This is a genomic window from Rhizobium sp. KNZ14-9A (assembly GCF_056755015.1).
Map to the genome: position 1 here is coordinate 861,123 of NZ_JBPGXB010000002.1, position 12,452 is coordinate 873,574.

Genomic DNA, 12,452 nt, shown 5'->3' on the forward strand with positions numbered 1-12,452 from the left:
CATGTCGTAAACAGGCCTCTCATGACGCAGGCCTCGCTGCATAGTTCGCGAAGATGGTTCGTCCGGCTTGAGCCGCCGGATATTGGGAGTTCGTCCGGTATGGGCTGCCGGACATTCGATAAAAGAGGGTATTTCTCCATGAAGTCACATGCGCGGGCAGTGGTCATCGGCGGCGGCGTGGTCGGTGTTTCGACGCTCTATCACCTTGCGAAGAAGGGATGGGGCGACAGCGTGCTCATCGAGCGCAAGGAGCTGACGTCAGGCTCGACCTGGCATGCAGCCGGCCTGCTGCCGCTCTTCAACATGAGCTATTCGGTCGGCCAGATTCACAAATATTCCGTCCGCTTCTATCAGGAACTGCAGCAGGAGACCGGCATGAATGTCGGTTTCAGCCAGGTCTCCAACATCCGTCTCGCCCGCACCAAGGACCGCTGGGACGAATTCATGTACTATGCCGGTATTGCCGAGACGATCGGCGTGAAGGTCAATATCCTGACGCCGGAGCAGGTGAAGGAAATCTGGCCGCTCTGTGAGACCGATGGCCTGCTCGGCGCCATCCAGCATCCCGATGACGGCTATATCCAGCCGGCGGACCTGACACAGGCGCTTGCCAAGGGCGCGCGCGACTTCGGTGCCACAATCTACCGCAACACGACGGTCACCGCCATCGAGCAGCAGGCTGACGGCCTCTGGAAGGTGACCACCGACAAGGGCGAGATCACCGCCGAACACATCATCTCCTGCACCGGCAACTTCGCCCGCAAGACCGGCGATATGGTCGGCATCAACATTCCGGTCATCCCGGTCGAGCACCAGTATATCGTCACCGAACCGCATCCCGATATTCTGGCCCGCAAGGCTAAGGGCCTGCCGGAAATGGGCGTGCTGCGTGAAGCCGACAGCGCCTGGTACATGCGCGAGGAAAATGGTGGTCTGCTGCTTGGTCCCTACGAGCAGGGCGCACCGGTCTGTTATGTCAACGGTCCCTCCGATGACAGCGAATACGAGCTCTTCCAGGAAGAGCTCGAGCGCCTGATGCCGCATATCGAAACGGCGATCGCCCGCGTGCCGGCCTTCGGCGAAGTGGGCATCAAGAAGGTCTATAACGGCGCCATCGCCTATACGCCTGACGGCAACCCGATCGTCGGCCCCGCACCGGGCCTCAAGAATTTCTGGCTGAACGAAGGCCATTCCTTCGGCATTACGGCGGCCGGCGGCGCCGGCTGGCAGCTTGCCGAATGGATCGTCGATGGCGAGCCGACCGTCGACATGATGGGCGTCGATCCGCGCCGCTTCGGCCCCTATGCCAAGGAAGGCTACCTCATTGCCAAGAACGAGGAAGCCTATGCCAACGTCTTCACCATGCACTATCCGGACGAGGAGCGCGCAGCCGCCCGTCCGCTGAAGACGACGCCTGTCTATGACCGGCTGAAGAAGCTCGGCGCCGTCTTCGGCTCCGTCTATGGCTGGGAGCGCGCCAACTGGTTTGCGCCCGAGGGCTACGATCTGCCGAAGGACCAGATCGGCGTCGGCGCCGACGTGCTGACCAACCACAATCATTCGGATCCGACCGAAGACGGCCGCATTCTGGAACGGTGGTCGTTCCGCCGCTCGAACTATTTCGAGCATGTCGGCAACGAAGTCATGAACGTCCACAAGAATGTCGGCGTGCTCGACATGTCGGCCTTCGCCAAGGCGCTGGTGACAGGCCCTGGCGCGCGCGCATGGCTGGAATCGATCTTTGCCAATGCGATCCCGAAGAAGCGCGGCCGCATCGCGCTTTGCCACATGCTGACCAAGGAAGGCGGCGTGCGCTCGGAATTCACCGTCTATGAAAGCGCACCCGGCACCTTCTATCTCGTCTCGGCCGGCGCCTATGAGGCGCATGACCACGACTATATGCGCAAGCTTCTGCCGTCAGACGGCAGCGTGAAGTTCACGCCGATCACCCAGGCCTATGGCGTCTTGGTGCTTGCGGGTCCGAAGTCGCGCGATGTCCTGAAGAAGCTGACGCACACCAGCCTCGACAACAAGGATTTCCCCTGGCTCTCGGGCAAGGAGATCTCCGTCGGTGCGGCCAACGCCCATGCGCTGCGCGTCAATTTCGTCGGCGAGCTCGGCTGGGAGCTGCATCACCCGATCGAGATGCAGAACTACATCTTCGACAAGCTGATGGAAGCCGGCGCCGAATTCGGCATCAAGCCCTTCGGCATCCGCGCCATGCTCTCCATGTCGGTGGAAAAGTCCTACCGCCTGATCCCGCGCGAAATGTCGATCGAGTACAATGCCTATGAATCCGGCCTCGACCGCTTCATCAAGCCGGAGAAGGAATTCCTCGGCCGCGAGGGCCTGCTTGCCTACAAGGAAAAGGGCCTGAAGTGGAACTTCGCGACGCTCGTCGTCGAAACCGGCAATGATGTCGATGCGCGCGGCTCGGAAGCGATCTACAACGAGGCAGGCGAGCTCGTCGGCCGTGCCACCAACGGCACCTTCGGCTTCCGCATCAACCGCTCGCTGGCGCTTGCCATGCTGCGGCCCGATTACGCCAAGGAAGGTACGAAGCTGAAGATCAAGATCCTCGGCACGACCTACAACGCCACTGTCGTCGGCGAGAGCCCGTTCGATACGGAGAACGCCGCACTTCGGACGTGATTTCTTAATCATATTGACAAGAAAAAGGCGGCCGCACCATCGGCCGCCTTTTTCATAGCTGGCTATGGCAAGCCGATTAATAATTATTCAAATGAATTCATGTAACCGTTTCGTTCGGGGACAGAATTTCCACTTTAAAGGTTTGCCATGGCGTTTCTAGGTATTTCGGGGATGCAATATTCCGGAGAAATGTTTGCCGGCGCGCGTATTATCCTCGCTGAAGATTCCAACGTCTTCACTTCGATGATCGGAAAGCGCCTGAAGGAGCTCTTCGATATCGATGTCGAGATCTGCCGCAGCTTCGAAGAGCTGCAGCTTTCCTACGACAAGTCTTCTGATCCGATTACGCTCGCGATCTCCAACATCAACCTGCCGGGCGCCGAAAACGGCGAGGCGCTGGAATATCTGGTCGATCTGTCGATCCCCACGATCGTCTTTACCGGCACCTTCCAGGAAGGCATGCGCGACAAGCTGCTCGCCAAGGATATCGTCGACTATATCCTCAAGGACAATATCTTTGCCGTCGACCTGCTGGCGGAATTGATCTGCCGCTTCCTGACCAATCACCGCCATCACGTGCTGATCGTCGATGATAGCGCCACGGCCCGCGCGCTGCTTTCCAGCCGCCTGAAGCGCTATAATTTCCGCGTCAGCACCGCCGAGAGCGGCGCCAAGGCGCTCGAAATCCTCAAGGCCAACCGCGATATCGGCCTGATGGTCACCGACTATAACATGCCCGATATTGACGGCTTCGAGCTGACCCGCCGCATCCGCGCGTCGATCGGCTCGCACCAGCTGCGCATCATCGGCGTTTCCTCCTCTTCCAACCGCCTGCTTTCAGCGCGGTTCCTGAAGGCCGGCGGCAACGACTTCATGCTGCGCCCGTTCATCGACGAAGAGTTCTACTGCCGCGTCAACCAGAACCTGGATACGCTCCTGCAGATCCAGTCCATGCGCAAGGAACGGGCTGTTGCCTGACCCTGCCGCAAAGATCGGGTGCAGGGAAGCGGCTCCGTGATCGGCCCACACCTGAAAGACATGACGGAAGCTCATATTTCTGCAATCGCAGGTGTTGCTGCCGTCATTTGCCTCTTCACTGGAGGGGAGGCCTCGGCTATCGTCCGGCACGGCAAGAGGGGGCGAGTCGACCCCCTTGGGCGTGTGGAGGGGTAGGCAGCTGTGACATTCCAGGGGGATTTTCAGCGGGAGAATGCAGGTCCTCGGTTTGGAGGAATCCGCATACTTCTGGTTGAGGATTCTCGAATGTTTTCCGCCGTTCTCCGCCATCGGTTCCAGACCGAGCTCAACCTCAGCGTTGTCTGCTGCTCCTCGCTGAAGGCGTTGCGCGAAGCGCTCTCGCAGGACGACCACGGCTGCAGCATGGCCGTCGTTGACCTGAACCTGCCGGATTCGCCCTATGGCGAGGCGCTCGACTGCACGATCGAGCACAATATTCCGGCCATCGTCTTTACCGCGACCTTCGATCTCAATACGCGCGCCCGCATCCTCGAGCGCAATGTTATAGACTATGTGCTGAAGGATAACGAATTCGCGCTCGACAATCTGGTCGCGACCGTGCGCCGTGCGATCATGAACCGGAAGACGCGGGTGCTCGTCGTCGACGACGTTTCATCTGCGCGCCAGGTACTGGTCGATCTCCTGAAAGCCCAGCAATATATGGTCGTCGAAGCCAGTTCCGGGTTTGAGGCGATTGCGGCACTTGAGGCCTACAGCGATATCGAACTCGTCGTCACAGACCATCACATGCCCGATATGAGCGGCTATGAGCTGACGCGGCGCATCCGCCACCGGTTCGGCTCGGACAAGCTGCGCGTCATCGGTGTTTCCTCGTCGAACGACCGCATGCTGTCGGCCAGCTTCCTGAAGGCCGGTGCCAGCGATTTCGTCTACCGGCCGTTCGTGGCCGAAGAGCTGCAATGCCGCATCGCCAACAATGTCGAGACGCTGACGCAGATGAAGCAGCTGCGCGCAGCGGCGGCCTGCGATTACCTGACCGGCCTCTATAACAGGCGCTATTTCTACGACAACGGCCCGAAGCTGGTGAACGAATGCCTGCGGCTCAAAATGTCGACCGCGGTCGCCATTCTCGATATTGATCATTTCAAGCGCCTCAACGACACCTATGGTCATGAGATCGGCGACAAGGTGCTGAAGGCTGTCGCGGACAGGCTGCAGACGATCTTCGAAGGTAGCGACAATCTCCTCTCGCGCCTCGGCGGCGAGGAATTCGCCATTCTCTTCCCGCAGATGGATTCGCTGGCCGCTACCAAGCTCTGCGATGAGATCCGCTCGGATATTTCCCGCCTCAAGGTGACGGCCGACGATGAGGAACTGTCGGTGACGGTCTCGATTGGTGTTGCCGAGATCGCCGGCTACGAGACCTTCGAGAACTATCTGAACGCGGCAGACCAGTTTCTTTACATGGCCAAGCACAAAGGGCGAAACCTTGTCTATTCCGATGCCAAGATGACGGAAGAGGCGGCGCAGTAAGGGGCGCAATTCCACTCGCCGTCATCCTCGGGCTTGTCCCTGACATCTGCTACGTTCCAAAAGACGAGACGGCAGCAGATGCTCGGGACAGGCCCGAGCATGACGAAGGAGAGGGTGGTGCCCTCGCAAATCAAAAAGGCGGCCACCGAGCCGCCTTTCATGTTTCGTCATCCTGCCGTCACTGCCTCAAGCCGCAACCGCCTGCTGGCGGGCGGTGGCCATGGTCATCTTGCGATCGGCGCGCTCCTGCTGCGGTGAGCGCTGATAGAGTTCGCGATAACACTTGGAGAAGTGCGAGGCGGAGACGAAGCCGCAGGCGACGGCGACTTCGACGACCGGCATAGAAGACTGCACCAGCAGGTGACGAGCGCGGTCGAGACGGATTTCAAGATAGTAGCGGGCTGGCGACCGGCCCATTTCCTGGCGGAACAGGCGTTCGATCTGGCGGCGCGACAGGCCGGCACCCTCGGCGATTTCGAGCAGCGATAGCGGCTCGGCGAGATTGCCTTCCATCAGTTCGATGATCGACAGCACCTTGGCGTTCTGGACGCCGAGGCGGGCGCGCAGCGGCAGGCGCTGGCGGTCATGCGGGTTGCGCACGCGGTCGGTCAGGTGCTGTTCGCAGATGCGGTTGACAAGGCTTTCGCCGAAATCCTCGCCGACGAGGTTCAGCATCATGTCGAGCGAGGCCGTGCCGCCGGCGCAGGTGTAGAGGTTGTTGTCGATCTCGTAGAGGTCGGCATAGACCTCGGCCTGCGGGAAGGCCTCGGAGAAGCCCGGCAGGTTTTCCCAGTGGATCGCGCAGCGCTTGCCGTTCAGGAGACCTGCCTGGGCAAGCACATGCGCGCCCGTACAGAGCGAACCGACGGCGACGCCGCGATTATAGGATTCGCGCAGCCAGGCATTGACGGATTTGTTGTTGAAGGTCTCGACATCGATGCCCGAACAGACGAGCAGCATACCCGGCCGGTTTTCGCCACCGAGATGGCGGCGCTCTTCAGCGAGCGACGAATTGGCCTCCACGCCGATGCCGCAGGAGGAATAGACTTTCTCGCCGTCGACCGAGCTCAGGCGCCACGTATAGGCCGGATAGCCGAGCATGCGGTTTGCGATCCGCAGAGTATCCACCGCCGCCGCAAAGGGCAGCATGGTGAATTGCGGAACCATGAAGAAGACTACGGAACGTTTCTTGAGCTGCATCTTGTTCATTGGAAAATCCATGCTCGAGGGCGACTGCATATTGGTCGCGTGGAATGGGTCGTTCCGATGTTCCAAAAGCGACACTGGCATGGATAAATGCGGCTAGGAAGAGCAAATCTGCGACATGATCGGTGATTTGCGGCGCGAGCGATGCAAAAGGCGTCGCTGCGGGGGTATAGTCCTGCGAAATTCACCGGGGAAAAGGCAGGCGGCGGATATGAAAAAGGCGGTGCTGCTTGGGACAGGCACCGCCTTTAGCTTGGGAGGTATGTCGCATTCATTGCATGATATTGCATTCATGAGCCCTATGTTTAGTGAGCTCTGTCCTTGCCGGTCTCATCGGCGCTCGGCCAGCCGATATCCTTGCGGATGTCGAAAGGCATGGATTCGATCTGACGTTCCGTCTGCCACCGGCGCCATGCGCGCACCAGCTTGTCGGCATAGGAGCCGAGCGAGGAATGTCTGCTATAGGACGACAGGCCCTTGCCGCCATCTCTGTAGGTCATAGAGGTCATTGCCGTTTCCTTTCCTTGCGAGATACGGGATTGCCGTATCCTTGAAGTGAAATATGCGCTTGCGGCACTCATCATTCAAACGAATAGATTTCATGGGTACCATAAGCGATTTTGAACTATCGCTGCTGCTCGTCCAGGGCGGGCAGGGCGCAGATATCGGCCGCAAGATGCGGCGGATAATGCTTCATTTCCTGCCTGATCCGTTCGCGTGCCGCCACCCGAAACATGCGCGCGCGAAACGCGAAGAAAGCCTGGAGGATGTTGAAGCCTAATGTCTGCGACATGATCGGCCTCCTTTTCTTCAGCCTCATCGTCACAACTAAAATATAGGTGCTGAGGCTGGTTCAAACAAATGAAATGAACTGGGTCTTAGGTTCAGAGAAATTGAAAGATGAGGCGCGCGTAGAATGGCTGTGACGGGCTGCCTTCGGCAGCGCTTCGTGCCTGTCGGGCGACATATAAACGGGTGGACGGGTGTGGACGATCCACGCAGAAGCGGTTAGATGACCATCTGCTCTCCGAGCTCCACAACACGGTTGCTAGGGAGCTGGAAATAGTCCGAAGGGTCGATGGCGAAGCCGGCCATGGCGATGAAGAGGCGGTCCTGCCAAGCCGGAAGGCCGGTATTCGGATCGCCGACGAGCTTGCGCCTGCCGACGTAGAACGAGGTCGACATGATCTCGAAGTCGAAGCCCGCCTTGCGGCAGAGCGGCAGGGCCTTGGAGACGTCCTGATCCTCCATGAAGCCGAACAGGAGCTGGATCTTGATGAAGCGCTCCGACAGCCTTTCGATCGTCACCCGATCCGTTTCCGGCACATAGGGGCGCGGAGCGGTCTTCACATTGAGGATGACGTTGCGGGCGTGAAGAATGCGATTGTGCTTCAGATTGTGCAGCAGCACGCCGGGCGTCATATCGGGAAGGCTGGTCAGGAAGATCGCGGTGCCCGGGACCTGGGCGGGAGCGTGATCCGACTTCCGTTCGATCGACGCCAGAAACTGCATCAGGGGTATGTCGTTGCTGGCGGACTTCTGGCGCACAAGCAGCGTTCCCTTCTTCCAGGTCCACATCATAACCATCAGCGCGCCGGCGATCAGGATCGGGACGTAGCCGCCGTCGTGGATCTTCAGGAGGTTGGCGCCCAGGAAGATGCTTTCAAGCACGAGGAGCGGCAGGAGTGCCGCCAATGCCATGAGCACGTTCCATCCCCAGACGACGCGGAGAAACTGGAAGGACAGGATGGTGGTGACGACCATCGCACCGGTGACCGAAATTCCATAGGCGGTGGCGAGGGCCTCGGAGGAGCCGAATGCGAAGATCAGGGCAAGCACACCAATGAGAAGCGCCATGTTGACGGCCGGGACATAGATCTGGCCGGTGTTGGAGGCGGAGGTGAAGCAGATCTCCAGCCGAGGAAGGAATCCGAGATGGATCGCCTGACGGGCGAGAGAGAACGCCCCGGTAATGACCGCCTGGCTGGCGATGATGGTGGCTGCGGTGGCAAGGATGACCACCGGAAGGATCGCCCATTCCGGAAACATCAGGAAGAACGGATCAGACGCAGCCTGCGGGTTGGCAAGCACAAGCGCGCCCTGGCCGAGATAGTTCAGGAGGAGCGACGGGAAGACCACTGCGAACCAGGCGACCTGGATCGGCTTCCTGCCAAAATGGCCGAGGTCGGCATAGAGCGCTTCCGCGCCCGTCACGGTCAGGAAGACGGCGCCGAGGACCACGAGGCCAATGAGGCCTGCATGGGTGATGAAGTCGAAGGCGTAGAGCGGATTGAGCGCTTCGAAGATCGCCGGATCGTCGGCGATGTGGGCGAGTCCGCCAAGGCCCATCACGAGAAACCACAGCAGCGTTATCGGACCGAAAAGCTTTGACACGGATGCGGTGCCGACTGACTGGACGAAAAACAGGAGCAGCATGATCGCGATGGCGATCGGCAGGATGTAGGGGGTGAAGACCGGTGTCACGAGCTTCAGACCTTCGAGCGCCGACAATACCGACAAGGCAGGCGTGATCATCGCGTCACCGATGAAGAGTGCGGCGCCGATAATGCCTGCGAAGAAGAAGATGGTCGCGTGCCGGCTGGTCTTCTTCATGAGAAGGGCCAGCAGGGAAAGGGTGCCGCCTTCGCCCTCATTGTCCGCCCTAAGCAGAAACAGCACGTATTTGAACGTGACGATGATCGTCAGCGTCCAGATCATCAACGAGATCAGCCCGATGACCTCGTTTGGAGTGACGCCGTCATGGGTGAAGGGCCGAAGCGCTTCGCGGAACGCATAGAGTGGGCTCGTTCCGATATCGCCATAGACCACTCCGACCGCCCCGAGCAGGAGAGCCGCAAACTTTTGCTGGCCTGCATGAGACCGGTCTGCGTCGTGGGTGGTGGCGGACATGGACATTCCCTGATTGTCGTTTGGAATGAAGGATATAGGGCGCAAGCCTGAGAATAGCACGTCTGGCAGCGAGCAGAGGGCGCAAGGGCCGTCAGGCCGCTTGCATCCCGGCTCCGTCGTACCGATCAGTTCTCCGCCCGTGCCTCGTCCTTCGTCAGCGCGCTGACGAGGAGCTTGTCGACGCGCCGCCCGTCGAGGTCGATCACCTCGAATTTCCAGTCGTTCTTGATGAAGGTCTCCCCAAGCTCGGGCAGATGCTTCAGCTCTTCCAGAACGAGACCGGCGACGGTCTGATATTCGACGTCTTCATCAACGGGGAAGTTCATGAATTCCGAAAATTCGTCGATCGGCGTCCATCCGGAAACCAGGTAGGAGCCATCCTCGCGTCGCTTGATCGCCGGTTCCTCGCCGGAGGCCGCGTCGCCGAAGACGCCCATGATCGATTCGAGGATGTCGCCTGACGTGATCACACCCTCGAAGTGGCCGTATTCGTCAAAAACCAGAACCATATGCTGTGACGACTTGCGGATGGATTCGATCACCGAGGAGGCGGGAGCGAGGTCCGAGATGATCGGAACATCGTGTACCAGCGTCATGATGTCGACCGTCCGGTTGGCTTCAAGGGCGTCGTAGTAATCCTTGACTGCGAGAACGCCGAGAACCTCGTCGGAGCTGCCCTTGCGGGCCGGCAGTCGCGTTCGCGAGGTCGTCTGGATGGTCTTGCGGATCTCCTCGGCGGTATCTTCGATATCGACCAGCTCGACGTCGCGCCGCGGCGTCATAAGCGCACGTGCCGTTCTGTCTGCAAGACGCATGACGCCGGTGATCATGGCGGACTCGCCTATTTCGATTACGCCAGCGCTCTGGGCTTCGGCGAGAACCGTCTTGATCTCCTCGTCGGTGACGCCATCGGCGTTCTTTCCGGACTGGCCGAGCAGGGCGAGAACGAGTTTGCCCGAGCCGTCGAGCAGCCAGACGAGCGGCAGAGCCGCCTTCGACAGGTAGGTCATGGTCGGAGCGACCCTGGCGGCGACGGCTTCCGGCGCGCGAAGGGCCATCTGCTTGGGCACCAGTTCGCCGATGATGAGGGAGAGATAGGTGATCGCTACGACGACCGTACCGACGCCAAGCCCGTCCGCCCAGGCATCGGGAAGCCCCTGCGCCAGCAGCCAGGTGGAGAATCGCGCGCCGAGCGTCGCACCCGAGAAGGCACCTGATAGTACGCCGACGAGGGTGATGCCGATCTGAACCGTCGACAGGAAACGGCCGGGATTCTCCGCGAGCCGCAGAGCCAGTCGCGCTCCTCTGCTTCCCTGGTCTGCCATAACCCTGAGGCGTGCCGGGCGTGCGGAGACGATCGCGAGCTCCGACATCGCCAGGACGCCGTTGAGAATGGTGAGGAGGACGACGATGGCTATTTCGGTATACAAACTTTGGCCTGTTTCGATGACAATGATCCGTCGAAACTATGCGATCTCGCCTCGCTTTGCGAGGGTTCCCGTCAAAGATCATGGCGCTTGGCAAGATAATTATGGCGGGAGTTCTCGCAGCCAGCGCAACTGGAGAGCCGCAGGACGGCATCTCCTTGAAACGGCGTCTCATATAGTCCGCAGCTCATAAACCCCCTCTTAAGGATCTATTGACCATAATGAAGGCTTAACGCCGCCCACGTGTGCGGTGCCTGTGATGTTTTCGTGTTTCGCACCAAGGACGAAGTCTGTGTCCCTTCATCAAGCCATCGCCGCCATTCCGACGACCGCGTCTGCGTGGTTTTTGTCTGTCGTCGCTCATCGCATGGCGATCGCCGCGGCCTTCGTTTTTGCTGTCATGGCCGGATCGGGCGAGGCAGCGGCCGAGGACAGGGCGCTGAAACTCTACTTCACGCATACGGGCGAGCGGGCGACGATCGTCTTCAAGCGCAACGGCAAGTTCGACCAGCGCGGCCTCAACCAGATCAACCGCTTCCTGCGCGACTGGCGGCGCAACGAGCCGGCCAGGATGGACCCGCGGCTGCTCGACCTCGTCTGGGAGGTCTATCGCAAGAGCGGGGCGAAGGAGGCGATCCACGTCGTTTCGGCCTATCGCTCGCCGGCGACCAACAACATGCTGCGCAACCGATCGCGCAATACCGGTGTCGCCAAGCGCAGCCAGCACATGCTCGGCAAGGCGATGGATTTCTACATTCCCGGTGTCAAGCTTGCGACGCTGCGCGCGCTTGCCATGCAGATGCAGGTCGGCGGCGTCGGTTATTACCCGACATCGGGTTCCCCCTTCGTGCATCTCGACGTCGGCAACGTGCGCGCCTGGCCGCGCATGTCGCGCCAGGAACTGGCGCGGCTGTTTCCTGACGGACGCACGATCCACCTGCCGGCGGACGGTCGGCCGCTTCCGGGCTATCAGGTGGCGCTTGCCGAGCGCAAGAAGGGTATCCGCTCCGCACCGATCGAGATTGCCGCAAGTGAGGATGAGGATGACGATGCGCCTGTAACGCCAAAGGCGGCCGCACCGGCTCTGCTGACGGCACGCGCAGCAGCACCTGTGAAGGCACCTGATCCCGTCGTGACCGGAAGCCTTGTCACCGCCATGCTGCCGACGCCGCAGAGGCGGGCCGAGATCGGGCTGGCGCCGCAGCTTGCCAAGCCGGAGGACAAGGCGGTTGCCGACCGGGCCTTTGCCGATCTTGCCTCACTAACCGTTCCGCTGCCGATGCTGCGGCCTGTTGAAATCGAGGCCGTGGAAAGCGAGACGCCCGCACCTGTGCCGGCGGTTGCGCCGGTGTTGGCATCCGTCCAGCCGGCCCCGGCCGATTTCACGCGGTTCGTCGTCGGTCGCAAGCCTGCCAATACGTCAGGTATCGCCGACCGGCTGACCCATCCCGCACCGACGGCCGAGCAGATCGCGGTGTTGCCGGTCTCCGCGTCGGAGCATGTCTCGGGTGGCGTCGGAGAAATGTCCGCACGAGCGCTGATTGCCTGGGCAGTGCGATCACCGGAAACGTCGGTTGAACTCACGGCGCCTGCCATGATCGGCAACACCTATCCTAAGGGTGTCGGCGAGGGCCGGGCGGTTGCTTCAGGTGCGGCTGGAACCAGCTTCAAGACCAGCCGTTTCGGTACCGAGGGCTGAACTCAAATAGGCTCGATGGTGGTTGCCCTACAAAAATAGGGGGCAGA

The 12,452-nt window shown here is 60.4% G+C and carries 9 protein-coding genes; 4 read left to right on the top strand and 5 right to left on the bottom strand.

The genetic code is table 11. The annotated features are described in order from the left end of the window. Positions 1-138: 138 nt before the first annotated feature. The 3 genes from ACR9ZQ_RS10400 (at position 139) to ACR9ZQ_RS10410 (ending at position 5,163) form a co-directional block, all read left to right on the top strand. Complete coding sequence (locus tag ACR9ZQ_RS10400; protein ID WP_310387478.1) at positions 139-2,652, top strand: GcvT family protein; 2,514 nt, start codon at positions 139-141, stop codon at positions 2,650-2,652. Between the two features lie 147 nt (positions 2,653-2,799). Then, the gene (locus ACR9ZQ_RS10405) at positions 2,800-3,630 is read left to right on the top strand and encodes a response regulator (protein WP_481427727.1); all 831 of its coding nucleotides are present in this window, start codon (positions 2,800-2,802) and stop codon (positions 3,628-3,630) included. A gap of 201 nt (positions 3,631-3,831) precedes the next feature. Next, positions 3,832-5,163 carry a diguanylate cyclase gene (locus tag ACR9ZQ_RS10410; protein ID WP_439015844.1) on the top strand — a complete coding sequence of 444 codons (1,332 nt, stop codon included), beginning with the start codon at positions 3,832-3,834 and terminating at the stop codon, positions 5,161-5,163. Between the two features lie 186 nt (positions 5,164-5,349). Here the strand turns inward: ACR9ZQ_RS10410 and ACR9ZQ_RS10415 are convergent, their stop codons facing one another. The 5 genes from ACR9ZQ_RS10415 to ACR9ZQ_RS10435 all read right to left on the bottom strand — a co-directional run bounded on the left by ACR9ZQ_RS10415 (position 5,350) and on the right by ACR9ZQ_RS10435 (position 10,709). Continuing rightward, positions 5,350-6,372: a GlxA family transcriptional regulator gene (locus ACR9ZQ_RS10415; RefSeq protein ID WP_113323369.1), complete on the bottom strand. Its 1,023-nt coding sequence runs from the start codon at positions 6,370-6,372 to the stop codon at positions 5,350-5,352. A 302-nt stretch (positions 6,373-6,674) separates the two neighbouring features. Beyond that, positions 6,675-6,878 (bottom strand): hypothetical protein, encoded by a 204-nt coding sequence (locus tag ACR9ZQ_RS10420; RefSeq protein ID WP_310387473.1) that lies wholly within the window; start codon positions 6,876-6,878, stop codon positions 6,675-6,677. A 116-nt stretch (positions 6,879-6,994) separates the two neighbouring features. Beyond that, the gene (locus ACR9ZQ_RS10425; RefSeq protein ID WP_481427728.1) at positions 6,995-7,162 is read right to left on the bottom strand and encodes a hypothetical protein; all 168 of its coding nucleotides are present in this window, start codon (positions 7,160-7,162) and stop codon (positions 6,995-6,997) included. A 215-nt stretch (positions 7,163-7,377) separates the two neighbouring features. Continuing rightward, positions 7,378-9,279 carry a potassium transporter Kup gene (locus tag ACR9ZQ_RS10430; RefSeq protein WP_439015843.1) on the bottom strand — a complete coding sequence of 634 codons (1,902 nt, stop codon included), beginning with the start codon at positions 9,277-9,279 and terminating at the stop codon, positions 7,378-7,380. Between the two features lie 125 nt (positions 9,280-9,404). Further along, positions 9,405-10,709 (bottom strand): hemolysin family protein, encoded by a 1,305-nt coding sequence (locus tag ACR9ZQ_RS10435; protein ID WP_310387469.1) that lies wholly within the window; start codon positions 10,707-10,709, stop codon positions 9,405-9,407. 289 nt (positions 10,710-10,998) lie between these two features. Between ACR9ZQ_RS10435 and ACR9ZQ_RS10440 the strand changes: the two genes are divergently transcribed. Beyond that, positions 10,999-12,405, top strand: a complete 1,407-nt coding sequence (locus ACR9ZQ_RS10440; protein ID WP_481427729.1) for a peptidoglycan L,D-endopeptidase MepK — start codon at positions 10,999-11,001, stop codon at positions 12,403-12,405. The last annotated feature ends 47 nt before the right edge of the window (positions 12,406-12,452 follow it).

Bases quoted from the DNA above. Each gene is read 5' to 3' on its own strand.
- ACR9ZQ_RS10400 (WP_310387478.1), top strand. From the start codon at position 139: ATGAAGTCACATGCGCGGGCAGTGGTCATCGGCGGCGGCGTGGTCGGT.
- ACR9ZQ_RS10405 (WP_481427727.1), top strand. From the start codon at position 2,800: ATGGCGTTTCTAGGTATTTCGGGGATGCAATATTCCGGAGAAATGTTT.
- ACR9ZQ_RS10415 (WP_113323369.1), bottom strand. From the start codon at position 6,372: ATGAACAAGATGCAGCTCAAGAAACGTTCCGTAGTCTTCTTCATGGTT.
- ACR9ZQ_RS10420 (WP_310387473.1), bottom strand. From the start codon at position 6,878: ATGACCTCTATGACCTACAGAGATGGCGGCAAGGGCCTGTCGTCCTAT.
- ACR9ZQ_RS10425 (WP_481427728.1), bottom strand. From the start codon at position 7,162: ATGTCGCAGACATTAGGCTTCAACATCCTCCAGGCTTTCTTCGCGTTT.
- ACR9ZQ_RS10430 (WP_439015843.1), bottom strand. From the start codon at position 9,279: ATGTCCGCCACCACCCACGACGCAGACCGGTCTCATGCAGGCCAGCAA.